Consider the following 18,320-nt stretch of genomic DNA (forward strand, 5'->3'; position numbering starts at 1 on the left):
AATATTGTAGACATAGGTGTCATAGGGACAGTATGACAAGTGTCATATATACATGAACGTGTCAGCAATATATATTTTAGGTTTTTACCTTATATAATATTCTCTTTTGGCTATTTAAAATTGAAAATGGAAGGTGTATATTACTAGGTAATAGAATGTTAGATTTCAGGAGGAACTATGTTTTATTCGCTTAGGAATAGACTTTTTTTAATTTTTACTTTACTGTTAACGGTTCCATTCTTGCTTTTATCCATTATTATTCCTTCCTGGTTTACCTCGATCATAGAACAGCAAACAAAGGATTCAACCATTGAAATGATGGATCAATATTCTTTATACATTGATTCCATTACAACGCAGGCGGAAGATCTTGGGAAACAAGTGCTGGTGAGTCAGGCAACACAAGATTGGCTGAAGGCTGAAAAGGAGGAAGAAACAACAACTAATGCACAAAAACTATTGATCAAGAATCAACTTAAAATGCAGTTATCATCCATGATGATAAACAATTCAAATAATATGTCCATTTCTATATTTCTTAATGATGGGACCGGGACTTGGGGCAATAATCCTTCCCTACAGAAAACTGAGTGGTACCAAGATTTTTTAGTAAATGATCAAAGGTGGATGAATACTCATATTGACTCCTTTCAACTCCATCAAGAAATGCGAGAAATAAACTTAAATGGCTATCTTATCCCTTTATTTGATATGAATATGCTGGAGTTATCCGGGATTATAAAAGTAAGTTTTCCATCTTCTTTACTAGAAACGGCGTTAAATAAAATTAAGCTTGGTGAAAATGGCAGAGTTTACTTATTGGATGGAGAGGGTGTTAATGTTTTACCCGGAGAGGTTCATACTCCCAAGGAGGTCTTAAATAGAAGTCTTGAGAATATCAAAAGCGGTTTAGAAAAGGGATTAGTTGAAGTGAACCATCATGACGAGGAATACCTTGTTTTCTATCAAAAACAAAAAATTGGTGATTGGATCTTAATAAGTGAAATAACGAAGTCAGAGTTATTTGCTAAAATCGATCAACTGCAAAAGAACTTACTCATCACAAGTGCCTTAATATTTATTTTGACCATTCTAACCTCTTATTTATTGTCTTCTAATATTGTAAGTCCATTAGGGAAGTTAACAAAAGCAATGAAATTTGTAGAACGTGGAGATTTCAATGGAGCAAAGCGGGTCATGCCTTCCATCAAATCTCATCATCATGAAATTGGTTATGTGATTAAAGTCTTCGATCATACGATTGAGCAATTAAATCATTTAATCGAAACGGAATATGAAGCAAACATTCGTAGAAAGGATGCAGAATACAAGGCATTATTGTTGCAAATAAATCCTCATTTTTTAAATAATACACTTGAAGTCATCGGTGGCTTAGCTGTTCAAGGAAAGAAGAAAGAAGTCATGAATGTAAGTATTTATTTAGGTCGTATGATGAGATACTCATTGAACACTCGAACAGATGTGGTGAAATTAGGTGAGGAAATTTCTTATATTCGAAGTTTTATAGAAATATTAAAGTTAAGATATGAGGGAGCACTAACTTGCGAAATTGATGAACAAGAAGAAACTAAATCTATTTCCATTATTAAATTTATTATCCAACCTCTTGTTGAAAATGCTGTTAAGTATAGTTTTATCCACCATACTGTAGCCGATATTAAAATAAAAACAAAGGTGCAACATGGTCAATTAGTTATCGTCGTAGAAGATAAAGGGATCGGAATGTCAGATGAAGAGATAGCGAACATATGCCAAACTGTTAAAAATGATGGAAACGATTCTGCTTTAGATAGTGATGGTCATAGTATCGGGCTTAAAAATGTTTTAGGGAGATTAAGTTTATATTATGGAGCTGACTTTTCTTTTTCAATAGAGTCTGCAGTGGGACAAGGAACAAAAATTACCTTATGTATAAAGTGAGACTTCCATCAGTGGGGGTTTACTTCATCCCTCACTGATGGTTAGCGAAACTTATCACGCTTAGAACGCCACATCCTGTGGCTTCGCCTGACTTGGACGGTCCTGTCCTTCGTCAGATCTTTACGGGCAGTTATCTCTCCACCTATCTCCTTTGTTTCTCTCGAATCTTGAATTGAAGTAGGGTAGGAGTCTTACTGCCCGTTAAGAATGGGATAAAGTAACTGAGGGGGCTATACATGATGAAGGTAGTGATTACTGATGATGAAATACAAATTCGTAAAGGGCTTAAGATGAAAGTAGATTGGGAAGAAGAAGGCTTTCAGATTGTTGGAGAAGCTTCCAATGGTAAAGAAACTCTTGATCTTTTGAATTCAATCGAAGTTGATATTGTCATCACAGATGTGAGAATGCCGATCATGGATGGGATTGAATTTGTAAAACGAGCAAATCGTGAATATCCACATGTGAAAGTTGTTGTTTTATCAGGTTATTCAGATTTTGAATACGTAAGATCCTCACTTGTCGAAGGTGTTAAGGATTATTTATTAAAGCCGGTTGCACCAGATGAATTGATCCAGGCTCTATACAGAATTCGAAGTGAGGTTGAGGAAGAAAAGAGAAAAAAGCTTGAAACAGAGAAAATGAACAAATTAGTTCATAATCAGTTAGAAGAAATGAAACAACAATATCTTCTTCATTTAGCTAAAGAGGAATTATCTGAGTTAAAAAGTACAATTGAACGGTTACAGCAATTACAGTTAAAAGAATTTACTAGTGAAGATGTAAATGTCCAGTTTTTCACAATTGAAATGAGAACAAAAGATCCTCAGTTGTTAAAAGAGCTGTGGCTTCCATTTATGATGCTATGCAAGGAAATTGCTCGGGAATACGACAACACATACTGTTTTTATGATGCGAATTACACAAATATGCTTCACTTTATCCATCGTGTAGACTGTGATAAAGGTCAACAAACAAATATGATTGTTGATCGAGTTCAAAAACATGTAAAAATGTACTTAAAGATAGAGACTGTTGTGGGAATTGGAAAGATTGTAACTGGACTGAAAGACTTTAAATCAGGCTATATATCTGCTCTGCTTTCTTGGAGTCAAAGCAAACTCGGCACACATTCCCAGGTAATAGATGGAACAATCAATCAAGAATTGTATGAGTTTTCACCTGATGTTGAAAAAAGGTTGGTAAACTCAATAGAAAATGTTAGTATTCATGACTTCAAGCATAATTTGAAAGGAATCTTAGGTGAAACAAACAATCAATCGATGATGTCATTTTCATTTGCAGCCAGCAGGGTACTGTTTTTATTAAGCTCTTTAGCTACTAAATATAATCTCGATACAAATGAACGCCATCAACTTATATGGAATTGCCAACAAAGTATATGGCAACTAAACACACAACTTACTGTGATCGACCAGCTAAGTAAGCTGGCAGAGCTCGTTATTAAGAAAATTCAAGATGCAAGGTGTTCTTCAAACGGATCTGAAATTGTTGAAAATGTTCGTGAGTATTTAAATAAGCATTATGCTAGCGAAATTTCATTAACGTCGTTATCAGAGCAATTTCATATAAATAGTGCGTATTTATCTGAGTTATTCAAACACCATGTCGGACAAAACTTCAGTGACTATTTAATACAGGTGAGAATGGAGAAAGCAAAAGAATTTTTAGCAGACAGACAGCTGAAAATTATTGATGTTGCTTATTTAGTTGGTTTCTCTAATTCTGGTTATTTTAGTACAGTATTCAAAAAACATATTGGAAAAACACCTGCAGAATTTCGGAAAGAGATCACTAAATAATAGCTTAGGAAGGAAATGCAATGAAAAAAAGAGTTGTCATTATTGGTTTTATTCTTTTCATAATAGCGATTGCCGGATACCTCTTTTCTCTTTTTCTTACTTACACTAAAGATCAAAATATGATCCAAGAGGAGAGTCAAGAAAAAATTCAACTTCAGTTTTGGAGAAATTATGGAACAAAATCAGAGAATGATGCTTATAAGAAGCTAATTACATCATTTGAGAAGGAACATCCTCACATAGAAATCAATATGGTGTCAGTTCCTTATGGAGATTATGAATTAAGGTTACGAACTGAAATTGCCGCAAGCAGTCCTCCGGATATTATGTCAGTAGATAGTCCTAACCTTGCTCTTTATGCACATTCCGGTTCGCTATTGTCTATCGACCAATGGATGAAATCTGAAGGTAATATTGATGATATTCCCCCTTCAACCCTGGAGGGTTTAAAGTATAACGGGGAAATCTATTTATCACCGGTAGTAGAGTCCGGAGTCGCATTATTTTATAATATCCATTTGTTTAAACAAGCCGGCATTCCATTACCTTCAAAAGATCCTCATAAACCTTTGACATGGGCAAAGGTGTTGGAAATTGCTAAAAAACTCAATGATCCAACTAAAGAGGTCTTTGGAATAGATCCTGCCCAAGGATTTAACGACGGAGAATCTCCAGCTTATTTCAAGCTCCCGCTATTATGGCAATTTGGTTCAGATGTGTTAGACCTGGAGGCAAATACAGCAGACGGATATTTGAATTCTGATCAAGCTTTAGAGGCATTACAATTTTATCAAGATCTTTATCATACTCATAAAGTGGCGGCTGTTGAACTGCCTCCCGATCCCTTTGTATCAGGACATCTTGCTATGTCTGTAATGGGCTCTTGGACTTTAGCTGATTTTGAGAAGAACTTTCCGGAATTTAAGTTGGGAGAAGACTTTGGAGTTGCACCATTACCTAAAGAAGCGTATCAAGTTACACCAAATGGAGGATGGGCTCTAGGAATTTCAACAAAATCCAAGCACCCTCAAGAAGCATGGGAATTTATAAAATATATAACAAGCTTTGAGGGGTCAATGAAATATGTAGAAATGACAGGAGACTTGCCTGCAAGATATTCGGTAGCAGAAGAATTTCCGGAACTTAATAATTATCCAAAAAACATTTTTGTTCAACAAGCCCAAAACTATTCAAAAAATCGGCCGGTTACTCCAGTGTATCCTGTAATCAGTGATGCCATAAAGGATCTATTTGAAGATGTGGGTATAGGTGGAAAGGATGTTGAATCATCTGCAAATGAAGCAGTTGAAAAAATAAATAAAAGTTTACAAGATGTTAAAAGTAGTGAGTGAGGTTGTCCAATGGACAACCTCTTTTTGTCTTGAAAGAAATCCGAAAATTTTATATATCAAGATCCAAAGATATTAAAATAATCCCTTTTACCCATTTGGTATAGTTGAAATCACAAAGATAAGAAAAAAGAATGACGGAACAAAATGTTGAAGGGATTTGTTTTTATAGCTTTGTTTGAAATCGCTTACCAAATCCGGTTACAACTATTAAAAAAGTCATTTTATTTTCTAAAGGGGGTTAATAGATTGCAAGATTTAACAAATGTGAAGAGTGATACCCAATTACCAGTTCAAGCTGTGAAAAACACAAAACTAAAGAGCAATATTGAGTATATCAAAAAGAATTATTTCCTTTACTTACTTATTGCTCCCGCTGTTATTCTTACGATTATTTTTAAGTATGTTCCAATGTACGGAGCGATCATTGCTTTTAAAGATTTTAGTACGATTAAAGGAATTTTAGGAAGTGAGTGGGTAGGTTTTAAACATTTTGAAGATTTTCTAACCTCTCCGAATTTTGAAGTCATTTTTATGAGTACCCTTAAGCTTAGCTTGTACGGATTACTACTTGGTTTTCCAGTTCCGATTATTTTAGCCTTGATGCTAAATCAAGTTAGAAGAAATGCTATTAAGAAAAATGTTCAACTGATCTTGTATGCACCAAACTTTATTTCAGTTGTTGTTATAGTCGGGATGCTATTTATTTTCTTATCTCCTACAGGACCAATTAATCATATTATTTCATTTATGACTGGAAAGCCCGTTATGTTCATGTCAGAGCCGGAATACTTCAGATCCATTTATATTTTGTCTGGGATTTGGCAAGCGGCAGGCTGGTCGTCCATCGTTTATGTGGCAGCACTAGCAAATGTTGATCCTGAGCTTCATAATGCGGCAACAATTGATGGTGCAAATATTTTACAGAGAATTATTCATATTGATTTGCCAACATTAAAGCCGCTAATGGCAATTATTTTCATTCTAGGCGCTGGAGGAATTATGGCGATTGGTTTTGAGAAGGCCTACTTAATGCAAACATCGATGAATATACCGGCATCTGAGATTCTTCCAACTTATGTGTATAAAGTAGGATTACAAGCCGGGGATTATGCATATTCAACAGCTGTTGGACTTTTTAATTCTGTTATTAATGTCATCTTGCTCGTTGTCGTGAATTTCGTTGTGAAAAAGTTAAATGAGGGTGAAGGACTATATTAGGTGGAAAGGAGGATTTTACAATGATTAAGCACACACGTATAGATCGAATGATTTTATCTTTAAATAGCATATTCTTATGTTTAGCGGTTCTCGTTGTTTTAGTTCCTTTGGTTTACGTCGTTATTGCATCCTTTATGGACCCTACAGTTTTACTGAACAAAGGTTTATCTTTCAATATCTCTGATTGGAGTCTAGAGGGGTACAAGCGGATATTATCAGATGATGCGATGGTGAGAGGGTTTTTAAATGCCATTCTTTATTCTGTTGGATTTTCAGTAATAACAGTTGTTGTCTCTGTATTTGCGGCTTTTCCATTATCCATTCAAGGTTTTGTAGGAAAAAATGTATTTATGACGCTATTCCTTATTACGATGTTTTTTAGTGGAGGATTGATTCCTACTTATTTAGTCGTCAAAGATTTAGGAATGTTAAATACGATTTGGGCGATATTGCTGCCAGGAGCTGTGAATGTGTGGAATATTATCCTGGCAAGAACCTATTTTAAGGGAATCCCACACGAATTACATGAAGCAGCAAAGGTTGATGGAGCATCAGATTTACTTATCTTTTTCAAAATAGTGTTACCGCTTTCGAAACCTATCATTTTTGTACTGGCCCTTTATGCTTTTGTTGGTCAGTGGAACTCATATTTTGATGCAATGATTTATCTGGAAGATCCAAACCTGCATCCACTCCAGCTGGTTTTAAGATCCATCCTAATTCAAAACCAAGCTGAACCTGGAATGATAAGTGATCAGCTTGCTATGGCTGAATTGGCAAAAGTATCTGAAATGATTAAGTACTCAGCTATTGTGATCTCAAGTCTACCGTTAATTGTGATGTATCCATTTTTCCAAAAGTATTTTGAAAAGGGTGTTATGGTTGGTTCATTAAAATAATGGATCAATTAGATATAAATAATAAATCTACTATTTTGGGGGTAAGTTTATGAAACATGTAAAAAAAATGGTTTACTCTACTGCTGTTGCGATGTTGCTGTTATCCGGCTGCAGCAGTAAAAATGTCTCTTCTTCTGAAGACTACGAGCTTTCTGATATCACCTTTCCATTAAAAGAAGAGGTCACACTTAAATTTTTGACACAAAGTTCTCCATTAGCACCAAAAGATCCAAATGAAAAATTAATTTATCAAAGATTAGAAGAAAAAACAGGGGTTAATGTTGAATGGAAAAACTACACAAATGATGTGTTTGTAGAAAAAAGAAACTTAGCAATAGCAAGTGGAGATCTCCCTGACGCAATTATGGATGCCGGTTATGGAGACTATGATTTATTAAAACTTGCAAAAGATGGGGCCATTATCCCTGTTGAAGATTTGATTGATCAATACATGCCAAATCTTCAAAAAGTACTAGAAGCAGCACCTGAATATAGAGCGATGATGACGGCTCCGGACGGACATATCTATTCTTTTCCATGGATTGAAGAACTAGGTACAGGGAAAGAAAATATTCATTCTGTAGATGATTTTCCGTGGATTAATGTCGAGTGGTTAGACAAATTAGGATTGGAAATGCCAAAAACAACAGAGGAATTAAAAGAAGTGCTTAAAGCCTTTAAGACACAGGATCCAAATGGAAATGGTGAAGCAGACGAAATTCCGATGTCATTTATTATTAATCACGGTGGAGAAGATCCAGCCTTTTTATTCGGCTCTTTTGGGCTTGGGGATAACTGGGATCATACAGTTGTAAGCAATGAAGGTGAAGTATTATTTACAGCTGCTGATGAAGGCTATAAAGAAGCAATCTCTTATTTTAGTGATTTATATAAAGAAGGATTAATAGATGTCGAAGCATTTGAGCATGATTGGAATACCTATTTAGCCAAAGGAAAAGATGAACGATATGGTATGTATTTTACATGGGATAAAGCAAATATTACAGGTATGAATGAAAAATATGAGCTAATGTCTCCATTAGCAGGTCCTGATGGTCATGTGAATGTGGCAAGAACAAATGGTATGGGCTTTGACCGTGGAAGAATGGTCATTACAAGTGCAAATAAAAACTTGGAACTTACAGCCAAGTGGATCGATCAATTATATGACCCACATCAATCTGTCCAAAACAACTGGGGGACATATGGTGATGAATCACAACAAAATATTTTTGAATTTGATGAAGCAGCTGGTATGTTAAAGCATTTGCCATTAGATGGAGCTGCACCTGTTGAAGTACGTCAAAAAACAAGTATTAACGGTCCTTTGGCCATCTTAGATGAATACTATGGCAAAGTTACAACAAAACCAGATGATGCAGCATGGAGACTGGACTTAATGAAAGAAGTCATGGTCCCACATATGAAAGCAGAAAACACGTATCCAAAAGTGTTTTTCTCACTGGAAGAGTTAGATAAACTTTCAGATATTGAAACAGACTTATTCGCTTATGTTAATAGAAAAAGAGCTGAATGGATGACAAATGGAAAAGTAGAAGAGGAATGGGGTGAATATTTAGCAGAGCTTGATCGCTTAGGTCTGCAAGAGTGGCTGGAAATTAAACAAACGGGATATGACCGAAATCAATCGTAAAAATATAAGGAGGCTACCAATTAGCCTCCTTTGTGGATAGGGGGCGAAATCTGTCGGATGAAAGAATATCGGTGAAAGTTGATTTCGCGTGAAAGTTAAAAGATTTTATTAGAAAGTTGATAAATTATACTTCCAAACGTAAAAAATTTCATAAAAAGGAGCTGTAAACAATGATTCAAAAATTAACTGAAAAGTACCGCCCGCAATTCCACTTTTCTCCGGAAGAAAAGTGGATGAATGACCCGAATGGGATGGTGTATTTTGAAGGTGAATACCATTTGTTTTATCAATATCATCCATCAGACACAATATGGGGGCCAATGCATTGGGGGCATGCGGTGAGTAAGGATTTAATCCATTGGGAGCATTTGCCGGTTGCCCTGCATCCTGATGAGCACGGCGCCATTTTTTCGGGAAGTGCCGTTGTTGACTGGAATAATACAACCGGATTTTTTGACGATGAGCCTGGTTTAGTAGCGATCTTTACGCACCATGATGCCTATCCGGAGACAGATACAGTCCGTCAGAGACAAAGTATTGCCTATAGCCATGACAAGGGGAGAACGTGGATAAAATATGAAGGAAATCCTGTGTTAACAGATCCTTCATTGACCGATTACCGTGATCCTAAAGTGTTTTGGCATCAGCCTACAAGTAAATGGATTATGATTCTTGCAACAGGGCAATGCGTTACCTTGTATACTTCATCAAACTTAATAGATTGGGAATTTGCTAGTCAATTTGGAGACAATAATGGCTCACATGCGGGATTTTGGGAATGTCCGGATCTCTTTCCGTTACAGGTTGATCAAGATCCCAGCAATCAGAAGTGGGTTATGATCGTAAGCATTGGTGATACAGGTGAATTTAGTGAAGGTTCAAGAACTCAATATTTTATCGGGGATTTTGATGGGATCACTTTTAAAAATGATAACGATGCAAAAACCGTGTTATGGCTTGACTATGGCAGAGATAATTATGCAGGTGTTAGTTGGTCAGATATCCCTGAGTCAGATGGAAGAAGAATTTATCTCGGATGGATGAGCAATTGGAGATATGCCAATCTTGTTCCAACGACCGGTTGGCGGGGAGCGATGACACTACCGAGAGAATTAAACTTGGTTTCGACGCAAAATGGAATTCGATTGATTCAAAAACCCGTAACAGAAGTAAACCGTTTAAGAGAAAAATGTTTCAAATATGATGAAGAGGTAATCGTTAACACTCACCCGTTATCTATTACTCTTGATGATGCTTTACAGGAAATAAATATAGAAGTTGAAAATATAGATTCCTCAGTTATTGATTGTATGATTAAGCATTCAAATACGGAAGAAACGCTGATTCGATATGACACTGAAAAGGAAGAATTAATTGTTGATCGTACAAATTCAGGTGAACACAGTTTTTCATCTTCTTTTCAAGCCATACAACATGCACCATTATCAATGGTCCATAACAGGATAAAACTGCAAGTCTTCCTTGATACCTCATCAATTGAAGTATTTGCAAATGATGGAGTCGCAGCCGTTACTAGTTTAATTTTTCCAACAGAAGGAAGTAAAAAACTAGAGTTATCATCACAGCGTGGAAGTATAAAAATCCACTCTCTGCAATTAACAAAACTCTCGTCTATTTGGTCTGAGTAAGGTAAGGAGCTTCAATCAATCATTCAAAATACTTAATGCAAAGTAAAAATACTCGTGAAAACACTATTAAATATAGAAGAAAAACGTAAGGAGGTTGAACACAATAGGGCAATCAATTATTTGTATAGGTGAATTATTGATTGATTTTTTCTGTAAAGACGTGAACATTGATTTAATAGAAGGACAAAACTTTGAGAAACAAGCCGGAGGAGCCCCTGCCAATGTATGTGCGACGATCGCATCTTTGGGGGGAAATGCCATGTTTTGTGGAAAGGTTGGGACCGATCCGTTTGGGTATTACGTGAAAAAAACACTCGATAACGTGAATGTTGATACATCCATGCTTTTATTTGATAGAGAGCATCCTACCACCCTGGCATTTGTATCCTTACAAGGTAATGGTGAACGTGACTTTGTCTTTAACCGGGGAGCAGATGCTTATCTTGATGAAAAAGAAATAGATAATACGGCATTTAACAAAGCTGCCATTATTCATTTCGGATCTGCGACAGCACTATTAGACGATCCTTTCCGAAGCACCTATCTGAATATGATGAAACAAGCAAAAGTAGATAAGAAGTTTATTTCGTTTGATCCTAATTATAGAAAAGATTTATGGGACGAACGCACACCACAATTTATCGAATTCACTAAAGAAGCGATCGCTATAGCTGATTTTGTGAAGGTAAGTGAAGAGGAAATAGGGATTATTACGAAAAAACATGAGGTAACAGCAGGAATAAATGACCTTCATCAATTAGGAGCATCCCTTATATCCGTTACATTAGGAAAGACCGGGACCCTCGTATCGGATGGAAACAGAAAAGAGCTTATTCCAAGTATTGAAGTAAATGCGATAGATTCAACCGGTGCAGGTGATGCATTTGTAGGAGCTGTTTTATTTCAAATTTCAAAAATGGAAAATCCCCATGATATCGTCCATTCTTTTGAAGACTTAAAAGATATCATTTTCTTTAGTAATAAGATTGGGGCATTTACATGTACTCAAATAGGTGCAATTTCTGCTGTGTCTAAATTACAATCCAATTGTTGTGGAAGATGACATGAAGTGAATATGAAAGGGATGAAGGAACGTTGTCTTAATCCCTTTTCTATTGTAATTTAATGAAAGCGTTTACGAAGTTAAAGGAGCTGTGATGAATGAAGAAAATAAAAAAGACGAAGCTCATGATTCTGCTTGTATTTGTTCTTTCAATCATTTATATGGATCAGCATTTTCAAGTACAGGCCACAGAACAAAATGCAGCAATCTTTGGGTATGTTCCTATAGCGGGATCTTGGGTACAGGAGAAAAATGGTGGAATCAGAGGAAAGAGTGATAAGAAACAACCAGGACTCATCTTATCATCTACAGAGGTCGGCAATTTCTTTGTCTATGAAGCAACGGTGAAACTTCAGTACTCATCTTCCGGTTCACTTGTTTTTAGAGCAAATGAAATGGGAACTGAAGGATATATGTTAAGGTTAGATTCAAAGAAAAACAGCGTGCAATTAGTTGACATAAAAACAGGTAAGCGTATCGGAAAACAAATGAAAAAGCAGGTAAAAGAAGATGTCGCTTATAAGGTGAAAATAGCAGCAGATGGTCCATCAATTAAAGTATTCTTGAATGATAGAATCGTTGCCGATATAAAAGATTTTAAACATTCAAAGGGATTTACCGGCTTGAACGTTGATCATGGTAGAGCAGAATTTAGTCAAGTTTTCGTACATGAGGTGAAAACAAATCTAAGTGAATGGGGATTGACAGATCAATGGTCGGCAACTTCACAAGGGTTAGCAGGGAATGCTAAATTAAATGAAAACATCTATGCTTTAACAAAAACAAAGGTAACCGATTTTAACTATGAAGCGAATTTGATGATCAATGACAAAAGTGGTATCGGGACATTGCTTTTTAGAACAGATCAAAAAGGATTGCAAGGATATGGCTTGCAAATAGATGCTGGGAAAGATCAAATTCGACTGGTAGATACAAAACGTAATAAAGTTATTTCACATTATAACGAAACGATTGATATAGGATCGCTATATCACATTAGAGTAAAAGCGGCAGGAAAATCGTTGCAAATCTTCTGGCAGAACAGCTCAAAGCCTATCATGACGGTTCAAGATCAAAACTATGATCAAGGTCAATTAGGGCTTCAGGTTAATAATGGAGTAGTTGTGTTTCAGAATATTCAAGTGAGTGATTTATCTACGAACTTAGAGGGTTGGCAAGCACATAATGGGGAATGGCTTCCACATCTTGAAGGGATTATGGGCAAAAGTCCTGAATCAGAAAACACTTATTATTTGGCAGAGTCGGAGGAAACGGATTTTATTTTGGAAGGTGATTTAAAGATAGATTCTTCGACTCCATATGGTACTGCCAGCTTTGTTTTTCGTGCAAATTCAAATGCAACAAAAGGGTACATGATAAAGCTGGATCCTAATTTAAATCAAGTCCGTTTATTAGACCTAAGTGGAGATCGAACAATTGGCCTTGCTGAGAGTAATATTGAAACAGGTAAGACCTATCATTTTGAGATCCATGCAAAAGGTCCAACAATGAAAGTGTACTTAGATGGATATGCGGAGCCTGTGATCGCAGAACAAGATTCAACATATTCCAGTGGGAAATTTGGTTTAAATGTGTATAATGGTACAGCGTATTTTCAACATGTTTATGCAACCAAATTCGATGAATATTATGAAGAACTCTATCGGCCTCAGTATCATTATACACAGGCCAGAGGTGCAGCCAGTGACCCGAATGGCTTGGTTTATTATGAAGGAGAATACCATCTTTTTCACCAGGATGGCGGTAAATGGGCACATGCAGTGAGTACAGATTTAGTTCATTGGAAGCGGTTGCCGATTGCTATTCCGTGGAATGAAATGGGCCATGCGTGGTCCGGTTCTGCTGTAGTGGATAAGAATAATGTTTCAGGTTTATTTAATGAAGAAGGCTCGGGATTAATCGCTTTTTATACATCTTATAATCCAGCTAAACATAATGGTGATCAAAAGGTTGGCGTAGCTTATAGCCGGGATAAAGGAAGAACATGGGAGTTTTATGATGGAAATCCGATCATACCGAATATAGGTGAATTCTACGGTGGAGAAGGCTGGGACTTCCGTGATCCGAAAGTTGTGTGGGATGAAGACCATAATCAATGGGTGATGGTCATTTCAGGTGGAGATCATATCCGTTTCTTTACGTCAAAGGATTTATTAAATTGGGAGATGATTGAATCGTTTGGCTATGGAGATTATGTCAGAGGCGGAGTATGGGAATGTCCGGACTTTTTTCAGCTACCTGTTGATGGTGATAACGGAAAGAAAAAGTGGGTACTCTCAATCAGTACCGGGGCAAACCCAAATACAAACGGCTCTGATTCTGAATACTTTGTCGGAACGTTTGATGGTAAGCAATTTGTAAGTGACAATCCAGCGGGTGTTGTCCTAAAAAATGAATTTGGTAAAGAAATGTATGCAGCGATGTCTTTTTCTGATATTCCGGCTTCAGATGGAAGAAGAATTTCTTTAGGTTGGATGAGTAACTGGGATTATCCATTTAGCTTCCCTACATCACCTTGGCAGGGGCAGATGTCAATACCACGTGAAGTGATGTTAAAAACGGTACCTGGGGAAGGTGTTCGCTTAGTTCAACAACCGATCGATGAATTAAAACAGTTAAGAGGAAGTCATACATCCTGGAGTAACAAGCTTGTAAAACCTAGTACAGCTAACTTACTCTCAGAAATGAGGGCTACTGCATTTGAAATCGTAGCGGAAATTGAATTACCTGAAAAAAACAGAGCGGAGGAATTTGGTTTTCAGCTAAGAAAATCAGAAACACAACAAACAGATGTTGGCTACAATGTAACAAATTCAAAAGCGTTCTTTGATCGATCAAACTCTGGAGAAATCGACTTTTCCGAGAAATTTTCTACAAGACATGAAACGAATATCAAACCAGATAATAATCGAATAAAAATGCGGATGTATGTAGATGAATCATCTGCAGAAGTATTTGTTAATGACGGTCAGGCCGTTTTTTCAAATGTTATCTTTCCCGACGGTGCCAGTGATGAAATGAGCTTTTATACAAAAGGAGGAGATGTAAAGATTGTTTCATTGGAAATTTACCCATTAAGAGGAATTTGGAAGGATGCATCAAATAACGGTATAACAACTAACAGGATCGTTATGGATCATCAAAATCTTGCACTAAGAGTAGGTGAGACACACAAGCTCTCAGCGGTAGGTCTTCCATATTCTAATAAAAATCAAAAGTTAAATTGGAGATCAAGCAATCCATCCATCGTTGAAGTAAAAAGAATAGATCATAACAATTCTGAGATTAAAATCGTTGGACATGGAAGATCAATGATTACTGCTTCTACGAAAAATGGAAAAGTAGTGGGAACAACGCTAGTAGAAAGTAAAGCATTCTTTCATATTGTAGAGGCAAAAAGCGGGAAGGTATTATCTGTTGAGGGGACATCAAATGGATCGAAAGTAAACATTCAACAGAAGAAAGATGCAATAGAACAAATTTGGAATATGGAAAGAAATCAATCAGGCAGCTACAAGGTTATGTCCTCCAAAAGCAATAAAGTTCTTGATGCCTCGGGAATTTCAAATGGTGATGATGTACAAATCTGGGAATACTTTGGTTATGGAAATCAACAATGGTATCTTACACCAAAGGGGGATGGCACATACACCTTCCATGCAGTAAATAGTGGGAAATTATTAGAAGTTCCAAAAGAAAGTAATGAAGAGGGAACAGTGGTTGAGATTAACGAAAAAAATTCAGAAGGCTCTCAAAACTGGAGGCTGATTGAAGCAAGTAAACCTCCGAAAGAATAAAATAATGTGGTAAAACCCTTTCTGCTGAAAAGTTATGAAAGGGTTTTTTTGTGGTAAGAATATGATATCGACCCATATTTCACACCCCATAACTAAAACGTCTAAAAGTAGGTGAAAGAATGAAAAAGAAGGTAACGATCATCGGTGGAGCAGGAACAATAGGAAGTATATTAGTGAACGGTCTGTCTGATACATATGACTTTGTTATTCTCGATAAACATGTACATTCTACTTCATTATCTTGTCATGCTATTGAAGTAGATGCAACAAACTATCAGGACTTACTGGATAATATACCAAAAGATACGGATGCGATTATAAACTTATTAACGATTAAATCGAAAGATGATTTAAAGAATATTGACCAATTTCATAAAATGACAAACATACACTTTATAGCTTCATTTTATCTATTACACGCAGCTGTTGCATTAGGAATAAAAAAGCTCGTCTATGCAAGCAGCAATCACACAACAGATTACTATGAAAAAGATGGACGTTCAACTTTAGATAGAAAAATTGCAATTCATGATTACCCTTTTTCAAGAGGACTATATGGTGTATTAAAGCTTGCATCAGAAAATATAGGACATATCTTTGCGGGAGAAAAAGAAAATAACTTGTCTGTCATCAACTTACGAATCGGCAGTGTATTAAAGGATGAATATGAATCAGTAAAGAAACAACAAAGATTGCACCATACCTTACTATCACATGAGGATACCATACAGCTTTTTCACTTGGCTCTCCAATCAACAGTAAAATACGGAACTTATTACGGTGTTTCCGATAACCCGAATAAACCATGGTCAACAGAAAATGCATGGGAGGAATTAGGATTTTCATCAGAGGTTAATGCAGTTGATGTGCTGAATAGGAATATAGATGGACTGGAAAAAGGTTGAAAAAGATGCGGTTACTTGTAGTTTGGTTGAATGCTCCTGAATGTAACCGTAATCTCCATCCAAAGTGATTGAATAAACCGTAATGTTTAACCGCAGTCTTTCTGCAAAGCAAAATAATCCATATAACATGATGAGGAAATCCATTGTTAATTGCTTAAAGAAGGAGTAACCTTAACACTACTATAAGTAAGAAGGTGGGGTTTGGTGAAAAAGCGAGCGCTATTTACGGAATATTTTCTCCAACATAAATGGGAGTATTTGCTGGGAGCAGTGTTATTAACAATTTCTCTTGCTCTTCAATTAATGGTTCCCTTGGTGTTAGAGGAGTTTACGAATGGAATTCAATATGCCACGACCACAGCAAGTGATCTGATGGAGTTAGCCGTTTACTTTATTTGGTTAGGTCTGGGAATTTTCGTTTTTCGTTCTTGCGGCCGCATTTATATTTTCCGCTTATCAAGAATGCTTGAACGTGATTTACGTACCCGATTATTTCAACATTGGGAGAAGCTCCCTGCGGAATATTATCAAAATCAAAGAATCGGTAATCTGATGGCTCACGCTGTAAACGATGTGAATGTGCTTCGTCAAATTGGGATGCAAGGTGTTTTTCAAATGATTGAAGCATTTATTTTAATAACAATTGGTATTTTCCTTATGGCAGGTACGATTAATTTGTACCTTACTTTACTCGTCTTCATTCCATTGCCGGCCTTAACATACTTGGCCTACCGTTTCCGAATAAAAATTCGAATGCACTCAACGAAGGTCCAAGAAGCCATTGGTACGTTAACAAGCCGTGTTCAAGAGTTTTGTACCGGAATAAGGGTCATTAAAACGTATGTCCAAGAGCAAGAAGAAATGAAAAAGTTTATGAAGGAAAATGATCAAAATATAAAGGCGAATCAACAACTGATCCGTGCAAATTCACTTTTCACTTCACTTAGTCAGGGAATTGTAGGACTTAGTTACTTACTCTCTATCGTGTTTGGCTCAATTTTGGTCATGCGGGGTACGATTACGCTTGGGGAATTTGTTGCATTTAATACATACCTGTCCCTGCTTATTTCACCAATAGAAAACCTTGGAAAAGTGATCAATTTATTTCAACATGGAAAAGCTGCTGATCAACGATTATCTGAGGTGCTTGCTACGGAGCCAACCATTAAAGATGAAAAAGATGTCATTCCTGTTATGGCTCTGAGTGGAGACATTGATATCAAAAATCTATCCTTTTACTATCAAATAGCCAACTTGAAGCTCTTCATAATATTAATTTATCAATTAAAAAAGGAACAAGTTTAGGAATTGTTGGGAGAATTGGCAGTGGGAAATCGACCTTAGTCAATCTTCTATTACGACTATATAATCCACCTAAAGACACTATTTTTATTGATCATTACGATATACGAAAACTCCCACTTCATGTTTTAAGATCTTCAATAGGATACGTCCCACAAACGAACTTTCTTTTTTCTTCTACTATTCAAGATAATATTGCCTTCGATCCAAAAGATTATCAAACGAAACATGTTTTTCGAGCAGCTCGGCAGGCTGAAGTTTATGCAGACATTCAAGGATTTGCCGAAGGTTTTCAAACGGCATTAGGGGAAAGGGGACTTTCATTATCAGGTGGACAAAGACAACGAGTAAGCATAGCTCGAGCATTAATAAAAAATTCACCGATCTTAATTCTTGATGATAGTTTAAGTGCTATTGATGCAAAAACGGAGGAAAGAATTCTATACACTTTGAAAGCGGAAATGAAGGGGAAAACTTCGATCATGATCAGTCACCGTATTTCAACGATACAGCATGCCGATCAAATTATTGTAATGGATAAAGGGCAAATTGTTGAACAAGGTACACATGAAACCCTCCTTAGAAAAAGTGGGATTTATAAAAATATGTATGTTCAGCAATCCAATGAAATGGTCATGGAAACCTCAAACGAAAGAACAATTCGTTTAAAGAAGTGGGGGAATGAACATCGCTAAT

12 protein-coding genes and 1 pseudogene are annotated in these 18,320 nt (G+C 36.4%); all 13 read left to right on the forward strand.

Translation table 11 applies throughout. The features are described 5' to 3' along the window. The first annotated feature begins 177 nt into the window (after positions 1–177). The 13 genes and pseudogenes from LC095_RS20855 to LC095_RS20915 all read left to right on the forward strand — a co-directional run bounded on the left by LC095_RS20855 (position 178) and on the right by LC095_RS20915 (position 18,319). The gene (locus tag LC095_RS20855; protein ID WP_226530005.1) at positions 178–1,941 is read left to right on the forward strand and encodes a sensor histidine kinase; all 1,764 of its coding nucleotides are present in this window, start codon (positions 178–180) and stop codon (positions 1,939–1,941) included. A 239-nt stretch (positions 1,942–2,180) separates the two neighbouring features. Beyond that, positions 2,181–3,764 carry a response regulator gene (locus tag LC095_RS20860; protein ID WP_226530006.1) on the forward strand — a complete coding sequence of 528 codons (1,584 nt, stop codon included), beginning with the start codon at positions 2,181–2,183 and terminating at the stop codon, positions 3,762–3,764. A 20-nt stretch (positions 3,765–3,784) separates the two neighbouring features. Continuing rightward, positions 3,785–5,116, forward strand: coding sequence for an ABC transporter substrate-binding protein (locus LC095_RS20865; RefSeq protein WP_226530007.1), 1,332 nt, complete (start codon positions 3,785–3,787; stop codon positions 5,114–5,116). A 297-nt stretch (positions 5,117–5,413) separates the two neighbouring features. After that, positions 5,414–6,334 carry an ABC transporter permease gene (locus LC095_RS20870; protein ID WP_226530064.1) on the forward strand — a complete coding sequence of 307 codons (921 nt, stop codon included), beginning with the start codon at positions 5,414–5,416 and terminating at the stop codon, positions 6,332–6,334. A gap of 20 nt (positions 6,335–6,354) precedes the next feature. Then, the gene (locus LC095_RS20875; protein WP_226530008.1) at positions 6,355–7,233 is read left to right on the forward strand and encodes a carbohydrate ABC transporter permease; all 879 of its coding nucleotides are present in this window, start codon (positions 6,355–6,357) and stop codon (positions 7,231–7,233) included. A 49-nt stretch (positions 7,234–7,282) separates the two neighbouring features. Beyond that, entirely contained in the window at positions 7,283–8,887 is a 1,605-nt protein-coding gene (locus tag LC095_RS20880) for an ABC transporter substrate-binding protein (RefSeq protein ID WP_226530009.1), read from the forward strand. A gap of 170 nt (positions 8,888–9,057) precedes the next feature. Beyond that, a complete protein-coding gene (locus tag LC095_RS20885) occupies positions 9,058–10,536 on the forward strand; it encodes a glycoside hydrolase family 32 protein (protein ID WP_226530010.1) in 1,479 nt (492 codons plus the stop codon). Between the two features lie 94 nt (positions 10,537–10,630). Then, on the forward strand, positions 10,631–11,599 hold the full coding sequence (locus tag LC095_RS20890; protein ID WP_264196146.1) for a carbohydrate kinase family protein: 969 nt from the start codon (positions 10,631–10,633) through the stop codon (positions 11,597–11,599). Positions 11,600–11,697: 98 nt separating this feature from the next. Beyond that, on the forward strand, positions 11,698–15,417 hold the full coding sequence (locus tag LC095_RS20895; RefSeq protein WP_226530011.1) for a GH32 C-terminal domain-containing protein: 3,720 nt from the start codon (positions 11,698–11,700) through the stop codon (positions 15,415–15,417). 119 nt (positions 15,418–15,536) lie between these two features. After that, positions 15,537–16,322, forward strand: coding sequence for an NAD-dependent epimerase/dehydratase family protein (locus tag LC095_RS20900; protein ID WP_226530012.1), 786 nt, complete (start codon positions 15,537–15,539; stop codon positions 16,320–16,322). A 204-nt stretch (positions 16,323–16,526) separates the two neighbouring features. Then, positions 16,527–17,627 carry an ABC transporter transmembrane domain-containing protein gene (locus LC095_RS20905; RefSeq protein WP_226530013.1) on the forward strand — a complete coding sequence of 367 codons (1,101 nt, stop codon included), beginning with the start codon at positions 16,527–16,529 and terminating at the stop codon, positions 17,625–17,627. A gap of 14 nt (positions 17,628–17,641) precedes the next feature. Next, positions 17,642–17,968 (forward strand): annotated as a pseudogene (locus LC095_RS20910) (ATP-binding cassette domain-containing protein); the annotation flags it as partial. Between the two features lie 117 nt (positions 17,969–18,085). After that, positions 18,086–18,319, forward strand: a complete 234-nt coding sequence (locus LC095_RS20915; RefSeq protein ID WP_226530014.1) for a hypothetical protein — start codon at positions 18,086–18,088, stop codon at positions 18,317–18,319. The last annotated feature ends 1 nt before the right edge of the window (position 18,320 follow it).

This window comes from Metabacillus niabensis (assembly GCF_020524345.1).
GTDB lineage: Bacteria > Bacillota > Bacilli > Bacillales > Bacillaceae > Metabacillus > Metabacillus niabensis_B.